At 68.1% G+C, this 18,747-nt stretch carries 16 protein-coding genes; 12 read left to right on the top strand and 4 right to left on the bottom strand.

The features are described from left to right. The first annotated feature begins 17 nt into the window (after nucleotides 1-17). Nucleotides 18-755 (top strand): tRNA-uridine aminocarboxypropyltransferase, encoded by a 738-nt coding sequence (locus EC839_RS06590; RefSeq protein ID WP_007159377.1) that lies wholly within the window; start codon nucleotides 18-20, stop codon nucleotides 753-755. Here EC839_RS06590 and EC839_RS06585 read toward each other — a convergent pair. After that, the gene (locus EC839_RS06585; protein ID WP_007159376.1) at nucleotides 748-1,644 is read right to left on the bottom strand and encodes a DMT family transporter; all 897 of its coding nucleotides are present in this window, start codon (nucleotides 1,642-1,644) and stop codon (nucleotides 748-750) included. The two genes, EC839_RS06590 and EC839_RS06585, sit on opposite strands and share 8 nt — an antisense overlap. 172 nt (nucleotides 1,645-1,816) lie before the next feature. Here EC839_RS06585 and erdR point away from each other — a divergent pair, with 172 nt between their 5' ends. After that, the gene (gene erdR / locus EC839_RS06580) at nucleotides 1,817-2,467 is read left to right on the top strand and encodes a response regulator transcription factor ErdR (RefSeq protein ID WP_007159375.1); all 651 of its coding nucleotides are present in this window, start codon (nucleotides 1,817-1,819) and stop codon (nucleotides 2,465-2,467) included. A 109-nt stretch (nucleotides 2,468-2,576) separates the two neighbouring features. Beyond that, nucleotides 2,577-2,945, top strand: a complete 369-nt coding sequence (locus EC839_RS06575) for a diacylglycerol kinase (RefSeq protein WP_007159374.1) — start codon at nucleotides 2,577-2,579, stop codon at nucleotides 2,943-2,945. 12 nt (nucleotides 2,946-2,957) lie between these two features. Here the strand turns inward: EC839_RS06575 and EC839_RS06570 are convergent, their stop codons facing one another. Beyond that, nucleotides 2,958-4,157 (bottom strand): putative zinc-binding metallopeptidase, encoded by a 1,200-nt coding sequence (locus EC839_RS06570; protein ID WP_007159373.1) that lies wholly within the window; start codon nucleotides 4,155-4,157, stop codon nucleotides 2,958-2,960. A 312-nt stretch (nucleotides 4,158-4,469) separates the two neighbouring features. On the opposite strand from EC839_RS06570, the gene EC839_RS06565 reads away from it, so the two are divergent. From EC839_RS06565 to hutC, 9 genes are all read left to right on the top strand, one after another. Then, a complete protein-coding gene (locus EC839_RS06565) occupies nucleotides 4,470-6,950 on the top strand; it encodes a circularly permuted type 2 ATP-grasp protein (RefSeq protein ID WP_085982626.1) in 2,481 nt (826 codons plus the stop codon). Then, complete coding sequence (locus tag EC839_RS06560; protein WP_007159371.1) at nucleotides 6,950-7,831, top strand: transglutaminase family protein; 882 nt, start codon at nucleotides 6,950-6,952, stop codon at nucleotides 7,829-7,831. Before EC839_RS06565 ends, EC839_RS06560 begins: the two co-directional genes overlap by 1 nt. 27 nt (nucleotides 7,832-7,858) lie before the next feature. After that, nucleotides 7,859-8,215, top strand: coding sequence for a hypothetical protein (locus EC839_RS06555; protein WP_007159370.1), 357 nt, complete (start codon nucleotides 7,859-7,861; stop codon nucleotides 8,213-8,215). A 158-nt stretch (nucleotides 8,216-8,373) separates the two neighbouring features. Continuing rightward, nucleotides 8,374-9,588 carry an imidazolonepropionase gene (gene hutI, locus EC839_RS06550; protein WP_007159369.1) on the top strand — a complete coding sequence of 405 codons (1,215 nt, stop codon included), beginning with the start codon at nucleotides 8,374-8,376 and terminating at the stop codon, nucleotides 9,586-9,588. Beyond that, nucleotides 9,578-10,522, top strand: coding sequence for a formimidoylglutamase (gene hutG, locus EC839_RS06545; protein ID WP_007159368.1), 945 nt, complete (start codon nucleotides 9,578-9,580; stop codon nucleotides 10,520-10,522). Before hutI ends, hutG begins: the two co-directional genes overlap by 11 nt. Nucleotides 10,523-10,555: 33 nt before the next feature. Beyond that, entirely contained in the window at nucleotides 10,556-12,220 is a 1,665-nt protein-coding gene (hutU, locus tag EC839_RS06540; RefSeq protein WP_007159367.1) for a urocanate hydratase, read from the top strand. Between the two features lie 84 nt (nucleotides 12,221-12,304). Then, nucleotides 12,305-13,696 (top strand): cytosine permease, encoded by a 1,392-nt coding sequence (locus EC839_RS06535; RefSeq protein ID WP_039975375.1) that lies wholly within the window; start codon nucleotides 12,305-12,307, stop codon nucleotides 13,694-13,696. A 50-nt stretch (nucleotides 13,697-13,746) separates the two neighbouring features. After that, nucleotides 13,747-15,279 carry a histidine ammonia-lyase gene (gene hutH, locus EC839_RS06530; RefSeq protein ID WP_007159365.1) on the top strand — a complete coding sequence of 511 codons (1,533 nt, stop codon included), beginning with the start codon at nucleotides 13,747-13,749 and terminating at the stop codon, nucleotides 15,277-15,279. 76 nt (nucleotides 15,280-15,355) lie between these two features. Then, complete coding sequence (hutC, locus tag EC839_RS06525) at nucleotides 15,356-16,069, top strand: histidine utilization repressor (RefSeq protein WP_007159364.1); 714 nt, start codon at nucleotides 15,356-15,358, stop codon at nucleotides 16,067-16,069. Between the two features lie 131 nt (nucleotides 16,070-16,200). On the opposite strand, the gene EC839_RS06520 is transcribed toward hutC, so the two are convergent. Both EC839_RS06520 and EC839_RS06515 read right to left on the bottom strand, forming a co-directional pair. Beyond that, the gene (locus EC839_RS06520) at nucleotides 16,201-16,809 is read right to left on the bottom strand and encodes an FMN-dependent NADH-azoreductase (protein ID WP_007159363.1); all 609 of its coding nucleotides are present in this window, start codon (nucleotides 16,807-16,809) and stop codon (nucleotides 16,201-16,203) included. A 481-nt stretch (nucleotides 16,810-17,290) separates the two neighbouring features. Then, a complete protein-coding gene (locus tag EC839_RS06515) occupies nucleotides 17,291-18,664 on the bottom strand; it encodes a PepSY domain-containing protein (RefSeq protein ID WP_007159362.1) in 1,374 nt (457 codons plus the stop codon). Between the last annotated feature and the right edge of the window lie 83 nt (nucleotides 18,665-18,747).

The following is an 18,747-nucleotide window of genomic DNA, read 5'->3' as shown; positions in this document are numbered from 1 at the left end:
TTGCCCGCGAGCCCGGCATGACCCCGATCAGCGACACCCCTCTGCATGCCGTGGCCCGTCTGCGCCAGGAGCGCCTGGCGCGCAGCATCAAGCCCTTCATCGCCCGTGGCTCGCGCATGGCGCGCTGTCCGAATTGCCGCCTGGCGCCCAGCCACTGCCTCTGCGACCTGCGTCCCCTGCGCCAGACCCAGGCCGGCATGTGCCTGCTGATGCACGACGTCGAGCCGCTCAAGCCGAGCAACACCGGCTGGCTGATCGCCGACGTGGTGGCCGACACCCACGCCTTCGGCTGGAGTCGCACGGCGGTGGATCCGGCGCTGCCGGAATTGCTCGCGCAGCCCGAGTGGCAGCCGCTGCTGGTGTTTCCCGGCGAATACGCCGCGCCCGAGCGGGTGGTCGAGAGCCTGCCGCTGGCCCCCGGTCAGCGCCCGCTGTTCGTGCTGCTGGATGCCACCTGGACCGAGGCGCGCAAGATGTTTCGCAAGAGTCCCTATCTGGACCACTTGCCGGTGCTGAGCTTTCAGCCCAATGCGCTGTCGCGCTACCGCTTGCGGCGCTCCACTCGCGGCGAGCACCTGTGCACCGCCGAGGTCGCCGCCCTGTGCCTGGAACTGGCCGGTGAGGCACCGGCCGGACGCCTGCTTGAGGCCTATCTGGATGTCTTCAGCGAGCGCTACCTGGATGCCAAGCATCACCTGCCGCTGGCGGCGGACAGCCCGGCCAGCCAGCAACTGAAGACCCTGCGCGCTAGTTGACCGGCTTGACCTCGACCGGCGCCTGGCGCGGCCAGAGCTGGGCGGCGAGCATGCCGGCGAACATCAGGACGCAACCCAGGTAGCCACGACCGCTGAGGGCCTCGCCCAGCAGCCAGGCACCAAAGAAGGCGGCGAACACCGCCTCCAGGGAAAAGATCACCGCCGCATGGGAGGCGATGGCGCCGCGTTGGGCGAAGACCTGCAAGGTGTAGCCGATGCCGGCGGCGATCACCCCGCCATAGAGCAGCTCGGGCAGGGCCAGGACGATCCGCGTCGACTGGATCGGCTCGAACGCCAGCGCCAGCGCGAGGCTGAGCACGGCGCAGACGCCGAATTGCAGGATCGACAGCACCGTGGCGTCGTGGCGACTGGAATAGTGGCCCACCAGCAGCACATGAACACCCCAGGCCAGGGCGCCGGCCAGTTGCAGCAGATCGCCCGAGGCCACCTGGAAGTTGTCGCCGATGCTCAGCAGCCCCATGCCCACCACCGCCAGGCTGGCGCCGATCCAGGTGCCCAGGTGGCTGCGCTGGCCGAGCAGCAGCCCCAGCAGCGGCACCACGATGACGTAGAGACCGGTGATGAAGCCGGAGTTGGTCACGCTGGTGAACAGCAGCCCCACCTGCTGCAGATTGATGCCCAGGGTCAGCACCAGGCCCATCAGCAGGCCGCCCTTGAGGGTGTCGCGGGTCAGGCGCTGCTGGCGGCCGCGGCGGCGCAGGAACAGCAGCAGCGGAACCAGGGTGAGGGCGCCCAGGGCGAATCTCAGGCCGGTGTAGAGAAAGGGACCGATGTGCTCCATGCCGCCGGTCTGGGCGACGAAGGCGCTGCCCCAGATGAGGGCGGTGAGCAGCATGAGCAGATCGGCACGCAGGGCGGCGCTGGGCATGGGGCATCTCTTGGGCAAAACGGCAACTGTGCCGCAAACCGCAGGGCCTTGCCTACCGTCGGCGAGCCACCCGGCCTTGCTCCCGTCCGCGCCGTTCGGCATGCTTGCGTGCAGCCCGTGCGCCAGCTTCCTGGTCGATGGGGGCGCTCACGACAACAAGGAAAGCTACACCATGGCGGCTGCCTACCAGATCCTGATCGCCGACGATCATCCGCTGTTTCGCAGCGCGCTGCAGCAGGCCCTGACCCTTGGTCTGGGTGCCCAGGCGCGGCTCACCGAGGTGGCCGACATCGCCGAACTCCAGGCCTGCCTGGCCGAGCGCACCGACTGGGATCTGGTCCTGCTCGATCTCAACATGCCCGGCGCCTATGGCTTTTCCGGACTGGTCCTCTTGCGCGGCCAGTATCCCCAGGTGCCGGTGGTGATGATCTCGGCCCAGGAAGAACCCGCCGTGGTGCAGCGCGCCCGGGAATTCGGCGCCAGTGGCTTCATTCCCAAGTCCAGCGATCTGAGCACCCTGCAACAGGCGGTCAGTCAGGTGCTGGATGGCGATACCTGGTGGCCACCCCAGGTGGAAGGCGCCGCCGCCCTGAGTGAGGAGGCCAAGGCCGCCAGCGCCGGCCTCGCCAGTCTCACGCCACAGCAATTCCGGGTGCTCACCATGCTCTGCGAGGGACTGCTCAACAAGCAGATCGCCTTCGAGCTGAATGTCTCCGAAGCCACGGTCAAGGCCCATGCCACGGCCATCTTTCGTAAACTCGGCGTCCGCACCCGCACCCAGGCGGCCCTGCTGCTGCAGCAGCTGGAGAGCACGTCCGGCTGATGTCCGCTGGCAGCGGCGCCCGGCGTAGGCGTGACTGCCCGCTTTCCCCTTTTCCGCACCTGCCGTCCACGCGCGTCGGCGGTTCGCCCCTGCTGGATGGAGCTTTTTCGTGATCTCTCCCTACAAAGGCAAGACCGGTCTGCGCCGGGTCATCAACGCCACCGGCTATTCCCTGGCCGGCCTGCGCACGGCCTTTCGCCAGGAAGCGGCCTTTCGTTCGCTGGTGCTGCTCAACGTGGTGCTGGTGCCCCTGGCCTTCTGGCTAGACGTGAGTCGCGGCGAGCGGGCGCTGCTGGTGGCGGTCTGCCTGCTGTCGCTGGTGGTCGAATTGTTCAACGCCGCCATCGAAGCGGTGGTGGATCGCATTTCCCTGGACTGGCACGAACTGTCGAAGAACGCCAAGGATCTTGGCAGTGCCGCGCAGTTCGTGGCCATGATCATCATCGCCGTGGTCTGGGGCATCGTCCTGCTCGGCTGAGCAGGACGAAGATCACAGGGTCGCGCCCAGGGTGGCGCCGGCTGCCGTGTCGTCCGTGGCCAGGCCCTGTTCCAGCAGGCTGGGCTGGGCCGAATGGATGACCTTGTGGATGAAGTGCAGCTTGGCGATCACCGGAGCGGGCAGGGCGAAGGGATAGAAATCCGGCTGGCCCATGCTGCGGGACAATTCGTTGAGCATGGCCGCCAGTTCGATCCAGGCATTGGCGAAGCCGAGGAATTCGTCGTCGCTGCGGTCTTCCGCCTCGTACAGCGCCTCGCGGGTAAAGGGCTGGAAGTCCAGCTGCAGGCTGCCGGCGTTCATGCCCAGGCTGGCGGCGGTGGCCAGGGTGTCCATCATGTGCAGGTAGTGCGCCCAGGTCTCCGCCCAGTCCTCCCAGGGGTGCATGGTGGCGTAGGCGCTGACGTACTGGCTTTCCCAGCCTGCCGGCGCGCCCTGCTGATAGTGGCGCTTGAGCGCTTCGCCATAGTCGGCGCGCTCGTCGCCGAAGAGGGCGCGGAAGGGCTCTTCCCAGTCGGTCCCGGCGACCAGACGATCGAAGTAGTAGTGACCGACCTCATGACGGAAATGCCCGAGCAGGGTGCGATAGGGCTCGTGCATGTCGGCACGGACCTTTTCCCGGTGGGCATCGTCCGCTTCGAGGATGTTCAGGGTGATGAGGCCATTGGCATGCCCGGTGGTGGGGGTGCCGGTGGCGTCGGGGGCGAGGAAGTCGAAGGCGAGTCCGTGCTCGGCATCCACGGTCTGGGGGATCACCTGCAGCCCCAGGCCCAGCAGCTGGGCGACCAATTGCCGCTTGGCCAGCTCCAGCTTGCGCCAGCGCTCGCCGTTGCCCTCGAAGGACAGATCCGGAATGGTGTGGTTGAGCTGGCAGGCCGCGCAGAATTCATTGGCGGAATCGGCCGGCACCAGCCAGTTGCAGGCGGCCGGCGTGTCCAGGTTGGCGCAACGGCGATAGAGGCCGCTGCTGGCCTCGGGCAACTGCCAGAGACCGCCTTCGCCCGGCAGCAGCGCCGTCGGCGTGCCCTGGTCCGGGGCGTAGCCCAGGGCGTTGCCACAGGCCAGGCATTCGCTGTTGGGAAAGAAGATGGCCTGGCCGCAGGTGCAGTTGGCGACCTTGCGCTGGACGGGCAGGGCGCGCAGGGCGTTGCGTTGCTGACGATTGGAACTGTAGCTTCCGAGAAAATTGCGCATGGGGGCTGATACCTGGCGAGAGCGGCCGCGTCGGACGCCGGCGGAGCGCCGGCGTCTTGCTAGCGAATTAGTAGAGCGGCCAGACCCTGGAGTTCCGGGTTGTTCGTCGCCTGGGACGACCGGCGAAGGCTCTGGGATCGGTCCCGGCAACCGCTGACGCTCCGCTGGCCGTGGTGGCCCGCGTTTGCGGTGGCGCATCCCGAGCCACACCACTACCCTAGTGACCATCGAAACGGGCGCGGGCGTTGCGGCGCCCCCGCCGCTGCGCGCCGTCCGAATCCGCTTCCGTACCCTGTCAGCCGTCCCTTGACCATGCCCCCGAACGCTTCCCGCAATGCCAGCGACATGACCGGCAGCTACCACGAACTCTGGAGTCCGCGGGGCGGCGTGCGGCCGCCCTGGCGGCGCTTCTATGGGCACCTGGCCGGGCTGCGGCCCGCCCAGCTCGACCAGCGCCAGGCCCTGATCGCGCGGCAGATCCAGGAAAACGGCGTGACCTACAACGTCTACGCCGATCCCAAGGGCAGCGACCGGCCCTGGGCGCTGGACCTCTTGCCGCAGCTGATCTCGGCGGAGGAGTGGGCGCCCCTGGCCGCCGGCGTGGCGCAGCGGGCGCGCCTGCTGAATCGGGTGCTGGGCGATCTCTATGGCGAGCAGCGCCTGGTGCACGAGCGGCTGTTGCCGCCGGAGCTGGTGTTCGGGCACAACAACTTTCTCTGGGCCTGCCAGGGGTTGCGTCCGCCGGGCGATACCTGGCTGCACGTCTATGCGGTTGATCTGGCGCGGGCGCCCGATGGTCGCTGGTGGGTGCTGGCCGATCGCACCCAGGCGCCGTCCGGCGCCGGCTATGCCCTGGAGAATCGCCACATCGTGGCGCGGGCCTTTCCCGAGTTGCACCGCGATCTGCAGGTCCAGCCGCTCAACGGCTACTTCCAGGCGTTGCAACGCACCCTGAGCGCCGGCCTGGACACCGGCGAGGAGGCGCCGCTGGCGGTGCTGCTGACACCGGGGCGCTACAACGAGACCTACTTCGAGCACCTCTACCAGGCGCGGCAACTGGGCTTTCCGCTGGTGGAAGGCCAGGACCTCACGGTGCGCGACGCCTGCCTCTATCTCAAGACCCTGAGCGGGCTGAGGCGCGTCCATGCGGTGTTCCGCCGGCTGGACGACGACTTCTGCGATCCGCTGGAATTGCGCACCGACTCGGCGCTGGGCGTACCCGGGCTGCTGGAAGCGGTGCGCCAGGGCAACGTCATCATGGCCAATGCCCTGGGCAGCGGCTTGCTGGAGTCGCCCGGTCTGCTGGGCTTTCTGCCCGGTGTCTGCCAGGCCCTGCTGGGCGAGACCCTGGCACTGCCTTCCGTCGCCACCTGGTGGTGCGGCGAGACGCCGGTGCGCGAAGCGGCCCTGGCGCGGCTGGCGGAGCTGGTGATCAAGCCGGCCTATCCGGCCCAGGGCTTCGAGCCGGTGTTCGGCAAGGCCCTGGATGCCGCGGGGCTGGCCGAACTGCGCGCGCGCATCCTGGCCACGCCCCACGCCTTTGTGGCCCAGGAACGCATCCAGCTGTCCCAGGCGCCGGTCTGGCAGGGCAGCAGTCTGCAGTCGCGGGCCATCGGCATGCGCGTCTATGCGGTGGCCAGCGAAGACGGCTACTGGGTGATGCCCGGTGGGCTGACCCGGGTCGCTCATGAAGGCGCCGCGGTGGTTTCCATGCAGCGCGGCGGGTCGAGCAAGGACACCTGGGTGCTGGGCGGCAGTCGCGGCGCCGCCGAGGTGCCCGGGGCGCGGGTGCTGGGGGTGCGCGACCTGGTGCGCAAGGACCCCTTCCTGCCCTCGCGCACCGCCGAGAATCTGTTCTGGTACGGTCGCTACAGCGAGCGCTGCGAGGATGCCGCGCGCCTGCTGCGGATCGTCCTGAGTCGCTACCTGGACGCCGACGACGGCGGGCCGGCGGTGCAGTCGGCCATCGATCTGGCCACGGCCCTGGAATTGCTGCCCGCGGGCGGCCGGCTGGCGGAGCAGCTGCATGCCGCCCTGGGGCCGGGCGACTTTCCCAGCGGCCTGGGCGCCAATCTGCAACGGCTGCACTGGGCTGCGGCCCAGGTCCGCGGCCGGCTGTCGCCGGAGAACTGGCGCGCCATCCGCGAGGTGGAGCGCGAGGCCCATGGCCTGGGCCAGGTCAGCAGCGAGCCGGGCGAAGCGCTGCAGAGTCTCAACCGCCTGGTGATGGCGCTGGCGGCGGTGGCCGGCTTCACCTTCGACGACATGACCCACGACGAGAGCTGGCGCTTTCTGATGATCGGCCGGCGCATCGAACGGGTGCAATTCCTCGCCGGCAGCCTGGCGCACTTCCTCGAAGGCGGTGCCACCTGGGATGCGGCGGGCCTGGAATGGCTGCTGGAGCTGGGCAACAGCATCATCACCTATCGCTCGCGCTACCAGGCGGCGCCCCAGCTGATCCCGGTGCTGGACCTGCTGATGCTGCACGAGCACAACCCCTATTCGATCCGCTTCCAGCTGCATGCGCTGATCAACGCCGTGGAGCACCTGGAGCGCTATTACGGCCTGCCCCGCGATCCGGCATTGCACGATACCTACGACCGCCTGCGCCGCTTCGACCTCGGCACCCTGGAGAACACCCTGTTCGGCGACGCCGGCCGGGTCGAGGTGCAGCAGGGCCTGGCGCGCCTGCTGCGACAGATCGCCGAGGCCAGCAGCCAGCTGTCCGAACGGGTCATCTATCGCTGCTTCGCCCATGTCGACGCCGTCAGCCAGCGCACGGTATCCATGTGATGAGTCAGGTTCGCTACCGCATCCAGCACGACACCCACTATCGCTACGAGGCGCCGGTGTCGCTGTCGCAGCAGCTGCTGCACCTGTTGCCGCGCGACTGCGCCTGGCAGCGCTGCCTGTCCCGGCAACTGGTGATCCTGCCGCAGCCGACCCAGCGCCAGGACGCCTGGGACGCCTTCGGCAATCCGCTGACCCGGCTGTCCTTCGAGCGGCCCCACGACGAACTCTATGTCGGTACCGAGCTGGAGGTGGAAGTGGACTCCCGCGCCGGTCTCGGGCTGGCGGATTCGCCCCCCTGGGAACAGGTGCGCGATGGCCTGCGCTATCCCGCTGCCCGGGTGCCGCTGGACGTCCATCACTTCCGCTTCGAATCCCCGGCGGTGCCCGTGGACGGCATCTTCGCCCGCTTCGCCGAGGACTGCTTCCCACCGGGCCGCCCCCTGCTGCTGGGCTGCCGGGCGCTGATGGAAAAGATCCACCGCGAATTCCGCTTCGACGCCACCGCCACCCAGGTGGCGACGCCGCTACGCGAGGTGCTGGAGCATCGCCATGGCGTCTGCCAGGACTTCGCCCACCTGATGCTGGCCTGCCTGCGCGCCCTGGGGCTGGTGGCGCGCTATGTCAGCGGCTATCTGCTGACCCGGCCGCCGCCGGGCAAGCCGCGGCTGATCGGGGCCGACGCCTCCCACGCCTGGGTCAGCGTGCATTGCCCGCTGCTGGGCTGGGTCGACTTCGATCCCACCAACGATGTCCTGCCGGATCTGGAGCACATCACCCTGGCCTGGGGCCGCGACTTCACCGACGTCTCGCCGCTACGCGGGGTGATCCTCGGCGGCGGCGACCACGATCCGGTGGTCGAGGTGACGGTGACGCCGCTGTAGCGTGCTGGTTTGGAAAGGACTCCATTGATGAAAGATCCCAAGTGGCTGAACATCCCGCTCGGCCCTGCACGACCCAATACCTTCCTGTTCTGCATAACGGTCCTCCTGGCCTTGCTCCTAGGCATCCGGATCGGTCGACCTGCGACGCCAGAAGCTTGGATGTATCTGTTACTGATCGGCCTTCCCCTGACCTGGGCAGTGTTTACGCGCCTTCATTGGCTGGACGACTGGAGCCGACGCTGCCGTTACGGCTTCGCGCCTCTACTGGTCTTGCTGGCAAGAGCGGCACTGATCGTGGCGATTTTCAAGATTGAGCCGTTGTCGCGGCCAGTTACGAGCTGGCTATGCCAACAGGCGGGCATCTGGTTTCCAGATATCTACTGAAGCTATTGTCTATACAAAATAAACTACCTTTTACCTAACATTGGCCGCCCATGAACGGAGGCGCTTGTCTGCTATTTTGAGACGATAGCTATATCGGGAATGCTTGACGAGGGATCGACTCTGGATTAAATGTATATACATTAACCGGAGAGGTCACCATGTCCGTCGCTACCCAAGCGCTGCTCTGGCGCCATGTCACCCTGTTCGATGGCCTCCAGACCTGGCCCACGCCCATGGCCGTGCGGGTGGAGGCTGGCCGCATTGTCGGACTCTGGCCGGAAGCCGACTTCCAGGCCGCGCAGGGCGAGGGGGCCGAACTGGCCGGGAAAGGCGGGGTGCTGACGCCCGGGCTGGTGGATTGCCATACCCATCTGGTCCATGCCGGCCAGCGTGCCGGGGAATTCGAGCAGCGGCTGGAAGGGACGAGCTATGCCGAGATCGCCCGGGCCGGTGGTGGCATCCTCGGCACGGTGCGCGCGACGCGGGCGGCCAGCGAGGCAGAACTCTTCGCCGTTGCCCGAACGCGCTTGCAGGCGCTGATCGACGAGGGCGTCGCCACCGTGGAGATCAAGTCCGGCTATGGCCTGACGGTGGCCGACGAACTCAAGCTGTTGCGGGTCGCTCGGCGTCTGGGCGAGGCGCTACCGGTACGGGTGATCACCACGCTGCTGGGTGCCCATGCCGTACCCCCGGAATTCCAGGGCGATGCCGACGGCTACGTCGATCTGGTCTGTCGGGAGATGATCCCGGCCGCGGTGGCCGAGGGCCTGGCCGATGCGGTGGACGTCTTCTGCGAGGGCATCGCCTTTTCGCCGGCCCAGTGCGAGCGGGTATTCCTGGCGGCGCGCGAGCACGGTCTGCCGATCAAGGCCCATGCCGAGCAGTTGTCCAATCTGGGTGGCAGCGCCATGGCCGCGCGGCTGGGCGCCTTGTCGGCGGATCACGTGGAGTATCTCGACGAAGCCGGGGTGCGTGCCCTGGCCGCCGCCGGTACTGTCGCCGTGCTCTTGCCCGGCGCCTTCCTGATGCTGGGCGAAACCCAGCATCCGCCGGTGGAATTGCTCCGTCGGTACGGGGTGCCCATGGCCCTGGCCAGTGACGCCAATCCCGGCACCTCGCCGCTCTATCTGCCGACCCTGATCGCGCACCTGGGCTGCACCCTGTTTCGCCTGACCCCCCGCGAAGCCCTGGCCGGCATGACCGCCCATGCGGCCCAGGCCCTGGGGCGTCCGGAACTGGGCCGCATCCAGGTCGGCGCCGTGGCGGATCTCTGCCTGTGGGACGTCGGTCAGCCGGCGGAGCTGGCCTATGAGGTGCGTCCGGGGCGCCTGCGGCAGCGCGTCTTCGGCGGGGAGGTGCAGCATGTTCGCTGATCGCCAGACCCTGGAATGCTGGACCGGTCGTACCGATCCGGAAGCCGACGCCTTGCACTGGCACCAGTGCATCCAGCAACTGGCAGTGGACAGCGCGCCGGGTATGGCGCTGCTGGGTTTCGCCTGCGACGAGGGGGTAAGGCGCAACCAGGGTCGCGTGGGCGCTGCCGAGGGTCCCGTCGCCCTGCGGCGGGCCCTGGCCAATGTCGCCTGGCAGCGGCAGGGCCCGGCCTATGACGCCGGTGATATCCGCTGCGCCGACGGTGATCTGGAAGGCGCTCAGACGCGCCTGGCCGGGGCCGTGCGCGGTCTGCTGGACGGCGGTCATCTGCCGCTGGTGCTGGGCGGCGGTCACGAAGTCGCCTGGGCCAGCTGGTCGGGCCTGGCGCTGCACCTGGCCAAGACGCTACCCAAGCCACGCATCGGCATCGTCAATTTCGATGCCCACCTGGACCTGCGCGATCCGACTCGGGGACCCACCTCAGGTACGCCCTTCGCCCAGATCGCCGCTCATTGTGCCCGCCACGACTGGCCCTTTCACTATGCCTGCCTGGGCCTGAGCCTGGCCGCCAATACCCGCACCCTGCTCAGGCGTGCCGCTGAGCTGGACGTGTTGATCCGCGAAGACCACGAGATTCGCGAGGGCAGCCTGGAGCGCATCGGCGCCGAGCTGGACGCCTTCGCCGCCGGCTGCGATGCCCTCTATCTCACCTTCGACCTGGATGTGCTGCCCGCGGGCGAGGCGCCCGGGGTCAGCGCGCCTGCCGCCCATGGCGTCAGCCTCGCCCTGTTGGAACCGCTGATCCGTCGGCTCAAGGCCAGCGGCAAGTTGCGCCTGGCCGACGTGGCCGAACTCAATCCCGCGCTCGACCAGGACGGCCGCACGGCCCGGGTCGCGGCGCGGCTGATCCATACCCTGGCACTGGACCTCTAGGGCCTGCCGCGAACAACAAGAGAGGAAAATCCCATGACCCGCTTTCGTGAAGGTGAGATTCGCGCCCCCCGCGGCACCCAGCTCAATGCCAAGAGCTGGCTGACCGAGGCACCGCTGCGCATGCTGATGAACAATCTCGATCCCGAGGTCGCGGAAAACCCCCAGGAGCTGGTGGTCTACGGCGGCATCGGCCGCGCGGCGCGCAACTGGGAGTGTTACGACAGGATCGTCGAGAGCCTCAAGGCGCTGGGTGACGACGAAACCCTGCTGGTGCAATCGGGCAAGCCGGTCGGGGTGTTCAAGACTCACGCCGATGCCCCGCGGGTGCTGATCGCCAACTCCAACCTGGTGCCGCACTGGGCCAGCTGGGAGCACTTCAACGAACTGGATGCCAAGGGCCTGGCCATGTACGGTCAGATGACCGCCGGCAGCTGGATCTACATCGGCAGCCAGGGCATCGTGCAGGGCACCTACGAGACCTTTGTCGAGGCCGGGCGCCAGCACTACCAGGGTGACCTGCGCGGCCGCTGGGTGCTGACCGCCGGTCTCGGCGGCATGGGCGGCGCCCAGCCCTTGGCCGCGACCCTGGCCGGCGCCTGTTCGCTGAACATCGAGTGCCAGCAGAGCCGTATCGATTTCCGCCTCAAGACCCGCTATGTGGACGAACAGGCCAGCGACCTGGACGACGCCCTGGCACGCATCGCCCGGCACACCGCCGCCGGTGCCGCGGTGTCCGTCGCCCTGCTGGGCAACGCCGCCGAGATTCTGCCGGAACTGGTCCGCCGCGGCGTGCGCCCGGATATGGTCACCGACCAGACCAGCGCCCACGATCCGCTCAATGGCTACCTGCCGGCCGGTTGGAGCTGGGAGCAGTATCGTGATCGCGCCCAAACCGATCCGGCTGCCGTGGTCGCCGCGGCCAAGCAGTCGATGGCCGTGCACGTCCAGGCCATGCTGGACTTCCAGAAGATGGGCGTCCCCACCTTCGACTACGGTAACAACATCCGCCAGATGGCCCAGGAAGCCGGCGTCGCCGATGCCTTCGCCTTCCCGGGCTTCGTGCCGGCCTATATCCGTCCGCTGTTCTGCCGCGGCATCGGTCCGTTCCGCTGGGCCGCATTGTCGGGCGATGCCGAGGACATCCATCGCACCGACGCCAAGGTCAAGGAACTGATTCCCGATGACGCCCACCTGCACCGCTGGCTGGACATGGCCCGCGGGCGCATCGCCTTCCAGGGCTTGCCGGCGCGCATCTGCTGGGTCGGCCTGGGCTTGCGTGCCAAGCTGGGGCTGGCCTTCAACGAGATGGTGCGCAGCGGCGAACTCAAGGCGCCCATCGTCATCGGGCGTGACCACCTGGACAGCGGCTCGGTATCCAGCCCCAACCGCGAGACCGAGGCCATGCAGGACGGCTCCGATGCCGTCTCCGACTGGCCACTGCTCAACGCCCTGCTCAACACCGCCAGCGGCGCCACCTGGGTCTCGCTGCACCACGGCGGCGGGGTAGGGATGGGCTTCTCCCAGCATTCCGGGATGGTCATCGTCTGCGACGGCACCGACGCCGCCGCCGCCCGTATCGCCCGGGTGCTGCACAACGACCCGGCCACCGGGGTGATGCGCCACGCCGACGCCGGCTATGACATCGCCATCGACTGCGCCCGCGAGCAGGGCCTGAATCTGCCCATGCTCAAGGGCTGAGCAACCTGGCGCCGGTGGTAGCACCGGCGCGCCGTTCCCGACAACAACAAGAGCGCCGTCCTGCGGCGCGGTGGAGCGCGACCCATGGCAAGGACCGGTACCCCTGTGATCGAGCGCCGCTCGATCGATTTCATCCCCGAGGCCGAGCGTCACGGCCGGCTCTACAGCCAGTTCACCCTCTGGCTGGGCGCCAATCTGCAGATCACCGCCATCGTCACGGGTGCCCTCGCCGTGGTGCTGGGGGGCGACGTCTTCTGGTCGCTGACCGGGCTGTTGGTCGGCCAACTGCTGGGGGGCGGGGTGATGGCGTTGCATGCTGCTCAGGGCCCGCGGCTAGGTCTGCCGCAGATGATTTCCAGTCGGGTACAGTTCGGCGTCTATGGCGCGGCGATCCCCATCGTCCTGGTGTGCCTGATGTACCTGGGTTTCACTGCCACCGGTACCGTGCTGTCCGGCCAGGCGATCGCGCAACTGGTCGGCATCAGCGACAGCGCCGGGATCCTGGTCTTTGCTGCCTGCATCGTGGTGGCCACGGTGCTGGGCTACCGCGTGATCCACTGGGTCGGTCGGTTGGCCAGCCTGCTGGGCATCCTGGCCTTCTGCTATCTGTTCGCCCGGCTGATCAGCCTCGGTGACCTGGGCGCCTTGCTGCAGATCCGCCATTTCAGCTGGGCATCTTTTCTGCTCGCCGTGTCTCTGGCCGCCTCGTGGCAAATCGCCTATGGCCCCTATGTGGCGGACTATTCGCGCTACCTACCGAGTGCAACCTCCAGCTGGAAGACCTTTGCCGCGGTAGGGGCCGGTTCGGTACTCGGTGCCCAGGCAGCCATGATTCTCGGCGTGCTGGCTGCAGCCCTGGCGAACGGGCAGTTCGCCGGGCGCGAGGTGGCCTACATCGTCGGCCTTGGCGGCAACGGCGTGACCGCAGCGTTGCTGTACTTCAGCATCGCCTTCGGCAAGATCACCATTTCCACGCTCAACTCCTATGGCAGCTTCATGTGCATCGCCACGGTGATCAGCGGCTTTCGCGGTCATCTGGAGGTCTCGCGGCTGCAGCGCCTGGGCTTCGTGCTTGTCATCGTCGGAGCCGCCACCCTGGTGGCGCTATTGGGCCAGCGAGAATTCCTCGGTGCCTTCAAGTCCTTCATCCTCTTCCTGCTGACCTTCTTTACGCCCTGGAGCGCGGTCAACCTGGTGGACTACTACGCCATCAATCACGGTCGCTACGACCTGGCGGCTCTGGCCGATCCAAACGGACGTTACGGCCGCTGGAACTCTGCCGGCCTGCTCGCCTATGGCGTCGGCGTGCTGATCCAGCTGCCGTTTCTCTCGACCAAGCTCTACACCGGCCCGCTGGTGGCACACCTGGGGGGCGTGGACATCTCCTGGATCATCGGCCTGCTGGTGCCAGCGATCCTCTATTACCTGCTTGCCCGGCGCCACGCGCTGCAGAGCACACGTCCGGTCGCCGCCTGAATACCCTTGATCAATGCCGGCGTCCCGATGACGCGGCTCTGGAGCCCTAGATGAACACCCTTATCCTGAAACCCGGCACCCTCGATCTGGCCCAGCTGCGCCAGGCCTATCTGCAGCCGCTACGCATGGAGCTGGATCCCGCCGCTTATGCCGCCATCGACGCCAGCGTGGCCTGCGTGGAAAGCATCCTGGCCGAAGGCCGGACCGCCTATGGCATCAACACCGGCTTCGGCCTGCTGGCCTCGACGCGGATCGCGCCGGCGGATCTGGAAAAGCTGCAGCGCTCCCTGGTGCTGTCCCACGCCGCCGGCGTGGGCGAGGCGCTGGATGATGACCTGGTGCGGCTGATCATGCTGCTCAAGGTCAACAGCCTGGCTCGCGGTTTCTCCGCCATTCGCCGCCAGGTCATCGAGGCGCTGATCGCCCTGATCAATGCCGAGGTCTATCCGCACATCCCGCTCAAGGGCTCTGTGGGGGCCTCGGGTGACCTGGCGCCGCTGGCGCACATGTCGCTGGTGCTGATCGGCGAGAGCAAGGCGCGCTACCAGGGCCAGTGGCTGCCGGCCCGCGAGGCGCTGGCGGTCGCGGGCCTCGAACCCATGACCCTGGCGGCCAAGGAGGGCCTGGCGCTGCTCAATGGCACCCAGGTGTCCACCGCCTACGCCTTGCGCGGGCTGTTCGAGGGTGAAGACCTGTTCGCCGCGGCCACGGTCTGCGGCGGCCTGAGCGTCGAGGCCATGCTCGGTTCTCGGGCGCCCTTCGATGCGCGTATCCATGCCGCGCGGGGCCAGCGTGGCCAGATCGACGTGGCCGCGGCCTATCGCGAGCTGCTCACTGACAGCAGCGAGGTGTCCCGCTCCCACGCCAATTGTGACAAGGTCCAGGATCCCTATTCGCTGCGCTGCCAGCCCCAGGTGATGGGCGCCTGCCTGACCCAGTTGCGCCAGGCCGCCGAGGTGCTGGAGGTGGAAGCCAACGCCGTGTCCGACAACCCGCTGGTGTTCGCGGAAGAGGGCGACGTCATCTCCGGCGGCAACTTCCACGCCGAGCCGGTGGCCATGGCCGCTGACAACCTGGCCCTGGCCCTGGCCGAGATCGGCGCCCTCTCGGAGCGGCGCATCTCGCTGATGATGGATCGGCACATGTCCCAGCTGCCGCCCTTCCTGGTGGAGAACGGCGGGGTCAATTCCGGCTTCATGATCGCCCAGGTCACCGCCGCGGCCCTGGCCAGCGACAACAAGGCCCTGGCGCATCCGGCCAGCGTCGACAGCCTGCCCACCTCGGCCAACCAGGAGGACCATGTGTCCATGGCGCCCAATGCCGGCAAGCGACTGTGGGCTATGGCCGAGAACGTGCGCGGCATCCTGGCCATCGAGTGGCTGGGTGCCTGCCAGGGCCTGGACTTCCGGCATGGCCTGAAGAGTTCGGAACGCCTGGAAAAAGCGCGCAGCCTCTTGCGCGAGAGGGTGCCCTACTACCAGGAAGACCGCTTCTTCGCCCCCGACATCGAGGCGGCCAGCGCGCTGCTGGCCAGTGGTTGCCTGAACGGGCTGGTCACGCCGCGGCTGTTGCCCAGTCTCTGAGGCGGACGCGGTCCGGCAGCCAGAACGCCGGACCGCGCGTTATCATCGGCTTTCCATTTTCCGGCCTGGAGTTCGCGTGAGCAGCACGACACCCCCGCGCTACAAGGTGATCGAGGACTTTCTGCTCGAACGCATCCAGGGTGGTGCCTACCCGGTGCATCACCAGATCCCCACCGAGGAGCAGCTGGCGCGGGATTTCGCGGTCAGCCGCATGACCGCCAACAAGGCCATCACCCGCCTGGTGCAGCAGGGCTACCTGACGCGCCAGGCAGGGCTCGGGACCTTTGTCATCGAGCGCAAGGCCGAGTCCTCGCTGCACGAGGTGATGAACATCGCCGCCGAGGTGCGCGCCCGAGGGCATGTCTATTCCAACGAGGTGCTGCGCAGCGAGGCCATCGCCGCCGACGATGAAGTGGCCCTGCGTCTGGGCCTGCGGATCGGCAGCCAGGTGTTTCACAGCATCCTGGTGCACCGCGAGAACGGCCTGCCCATCCAGCTGGAGGATCGCTACGTCAATCCGCGCTGGGTGCCGCATTACCTGGAAAGCGACTTCAGCCGCCAGACGCCCAACGAGGTGCTGGTGGCCAGCTGTCCGATCAGCGATGTGGAACATATCGTCGAGGCGGTGCTGGCCACCGCCCAGACCGCACGCTGGCTGGACATCGCCGAGGGCGCGGCCTGCCTGTCGATGATCCGCCGCACCTGGTCGGACGAGCACCTGGTCAGCTATGTGCGGCTGCTGCATCCGGGCGACAGGTACAAGCTGAGCTCGACCACCCGGCATCGCTGAGGGACCTGGCGCGGGGAGGGGGTAGGTCCTCGCGGTGCTCGACCCAAACTACGCGCCCGTCCGCCCGCGCCGATCTACCCCCTCTCCCCCGGGGAGAGGGTTGGGGTGAGGGTGGCCCCTGCAGTCAGGGGTCAGAGCTTGCTCACCAGGGCCACGGCGTCCTGTTTGGCCTGGTCGCGCGACGCCTGGTCGACTTCCGGCCCGAACAGGGTCTTTTCCACCACCACGGTGTGCATCCGATCGATGCCGACCATCTCGCACCAGGTGCGCAGATAGGATTCCTGGTGCTCCTGACGATCCAGGGCCACACCACGGGCGGCGATCACCAGGGCCTGGCGGCCGCCGAGCAGGCCGTTGAGGCCGCGGTCGTCGAAGGTGAACAGCAGGTCCTTCTGGCTGACCACGTCGAACAGCTGCTTGAGCTTGTAGGGGATGCCGAAATTCCAGCAGGGCACGCCGAACACCAGTACATCGGCGGCCTTGAAGCGCTGTGCCAGTGTCTTGGCCACTTTCCAGGCGTGCTCCTGCTCGCCGCTGAGGGACTCGCCCTGGATGCCGGCGTACTTGGCGTCGAGGATGGGACCGTCGAACTCCGGCAGGTCGCACTGCCAGACGTCGAGGGTATCGACCTCGGCATCGGGGTGTTTGCCCTGCCAGGCCTGGATGAAGGCAGTGGCGACTTCCAGCGAGGCGGAGCGATCCTGGCGGGGCGAACCTATCACGTGCAACAGGCGAGGCATGGCAGATCCTTGATGGATGGGGATTGCGATAACTATAAGCGTCTCGCTGGGGTGCGCCAGCGTCGGATAGGTATGCCGATGGATGGTCTGGGAGGCGGTTCCTGGCGTGACGACTGATGTTGGGCGGGCCCTCACCCCAGCCCTCTCCCGGAGGGAGAGGGGGTGGTTGGTGTGGGCGGGAGGCTACGTGCGGGTAGGGTGGACAACGGCGCAGCCTTGTCCACGCGTTCGGGATGGGCACAGGTGGAAAACGCTGCGCGGTTTTCCACGCTACGACTGCGATTTGGGGCGGGCCCTCACCCCAGCCCTCTCCCGGAGGGAGAGGGGGGTGGTTGGTGTGGGCGGGAGGCTACGTGCGGGTAGGGTGGACAACGGCGCAGCCTTGTCCACGCGTCCGGGGTGGGCACAGGTGGAAAACGCTGCGCGGTTTTCCACGCTCCGACTAGGTCAGGGCGAAGGCCAACAACCACCCATCCCCGCCTCAGGCCGAACCGGCCTCCGTGCGCAGCGCTGGGCCACGCAGGCCGAGCAGGGCGTCTACCATCAGGAACAGCAGCAGGCTGCCGCCCAGCACCGGCAGGCACAGGCCGAGCAGCAGGGCCGTCGCCGGGACCAGCAGACGCGGCAAGGGCGACAGCTGGCGCCAGAGGGCGATCAGGCCGGGTTGTGCCGGATCGCGGCTGGGCCGACGGCGCCACCAGAGCAGATAGCCCCAGACGGTCATCACCAGCAGGCCCAGGGCGATGACCGCCAGCACCAGCTGGTTGGCCAGGCCGAACAGCACGCCCATGTGGGCATCGATGCCCCAGCGGGTCAGCTTGGCCGGCAGCGAGTACTGGGCGAAACGCACCTGATCGACCACCTTGAAGCTGGTCGGGTCGACGGCGACGGCGTCCACCTGGGTCGGCCAGCGGCGGTCGATCTCGCTCACCGTCCAGGCCTTGTCGGCGCTGCGCCCCGGACGGATCTCCAGCTTGCCGGCGTCGATGCCGGCGGCGCGGGCGCTGGCCAGCACCCCGTCGAAGGTGGCCGGATCCAGAGCCGGTGCCTTGGCCATGTGCATGGCGCCATGGTGATCGGCGTGCTCGTCATGGGTCATGGCCGGCGCGGGGGCGGTGCCCAGGGCGGTTTTCACGCCCGGCGTGGACCAGCCGTAGTGGGCGCGCAGCACGCCGATGTTGTCGCCGGCGAAGCGCGACCAGGTCAGACCGGTGGCGGAGAAGAACAGCAGGCCACCCAGCAGCCAGACCCCGGTGCTGGCATGCAGGCCGCGCAGGCCGCGGGCCGGGCGGCGCTGGCGGCGGCGCACCAGCCACAGGGTCAGACCGCCGAGGGCCGCGACCCACAGCCAGGAGGCGGCCAGTTCGCTGTAGAGGCGACCAGGTTCGCCGAGCAGCAGGCTGCGGTGGAACTGGTCGATGGTGGTGCGCAGCGGCAGGATGCCGCTGGTGCCATAGACCGCCAGATCGCCGCGGATGGCGCCGGTGAACGGATCGATGAACAGCGCCCGGTGGGTCGACTCGCCCAGCGCCGGATCGTTGAACATCACCCGGGTGGTGTCGCCTTCGGCCGGCGCGGGGCGCACCGCGCCCAGGGTCAGGGTGGGGCCTACCGCGGCCTGGGCGATATGGATCTGCTCGGCCAGCGGCAGGGGCTTGCCGCGGCTGGGGGTATGCAGGGCCTCGGCATAGAGGTGGGCCTCGAGTTGCGGCGTGAGGGCATAGATCAGGCCGCTGGCGGCGGCCACCAGCAGGAAGGGACCGACGAACAGGCCAATGAGGAAATGCAGCCGCGCCAACAGCTGCAGCAGCGGCCCCGGCGTCTTGGCGGCCGGAGTGGAGGGGTGCGAAGTCATAGCGTTCACCACGGAGCGACGCGCGGCCAGCGAGGGGCCACGCGCAGGATTACGAGAAAGGAGGACAGCTGTCTTTCGTCGCC

It is taken from the genome of Pseudomonas sp. JUb52, from assembly GCF_004341115.1.
GTDB lineage: Bacteria > Pseudomonadota > Gammaproteobacteria > Pseudomonadales > Pseudomonadaceae > Chryseomonas > Chryseomonas oryzihabitans.
This window is presented reverse-complemented; position numbering and strand designations above follow the sequence as displayed.

Excerpts from the sequence above, each read along its gene's own strand:
- EC839_RS06565 (WP_085982626.1), top strand. The coding sequence starts at position 4,470 with ATGCCCCCGAACGCTTCCCGCAATGCCAGCGACATGACCGGCAGCTAC.
- hutH (WP_007159365.1), top strand. The coding sequence starts at position 13,747 with ATGAACACCCTTATCCTGAAACCCGGCACCCTCGATCTGGCCCAGCTG.
- EC839_RS06535 (WP_039975375.1), top strand. The coding sequence starts at position 12,305 with ATGGCAAGGACCGGTACCCCTGTGATCGAGCGCCGCTCGATCGATTTC.
- hutG (WP_007159368.1), top strand. The coding sequence starts at position 9,578 with ATGTTCGCTGATCGCCAGACCCTGGAATGCTGGACCGGTCGTACCGAT.
- hutU (WP_007159367.1), top strand. The coding sequence starts at position 10,556 with ATGACCCGCTTTCGTGAAGGTGAGATTCGCGCCCCCCGCGGCACCCAG.
- erdR (WP_007159375.1), top strand. The coding sequence starts at position 1,817 with ATGGCGGCTGCCTACCAGATCCTGATCGCCGACGATCATCCGCTGTTT.
- EC839_RS06590 (WP_007159377.1), top strand. The coding sequence starts at position 18 with ATGACCCCGATCAGCGACACCCCTCTGCATGCCGTGGCCCGTCTGCGC.
- EC839_RS06520 (WP_007159363.1), bottom strand. The coding sequence starts at position 16,809 with ATGCCTCGCCTGTTGCACGTGATAGGTTCGCCCCGCCAGGATCGCTCC.
- EC839_RS06585 (WP_007159376.1), bottom strand. The coding sequence starts at position 1,644 with ATGCCCAGCGCCGCCCTGCGTGCCGATCTGCTCATGCTGCTCACCGCC.
- EC839_RS06515 (WP_007159362.1), bottom strand. The coding sequence starts at position 18,664 with ATGACTTCGCACCCCTCCACTCCGGCCGCCAAGACGCCGGGGCCGCTG.
- hutI (WP_007159369.1), top strand. The coding sequence starts at position 8,374 with ATGTCCGTCGCTACCCAAGCGCTGCTCTGGCGCCATGTCACCCTGTTC.
- EC839_RS06560 (WP_007159371.1), top strand. The coding sequence starts at position 6,950 with ATGAGTCAGGTTCGCTACCGCATCCAGCACGACACCCACTATCGCTAC.
- EC839_RS06555 (WP_007159370.1), top strand. The coding sequence starts at position 7,859 with ATGAAAGATCCCAAGTGGCTGAACATCCCGCTCGGCCCTGCACGACCC.
- EC839_RS06570 (WP_007159373.1), bottom strand. The coding sequence starts at position 4,157 with ATGCGCAATTTTCTCGGAAGCTACAGTTCCAATCGTCAGCAACGCAAC.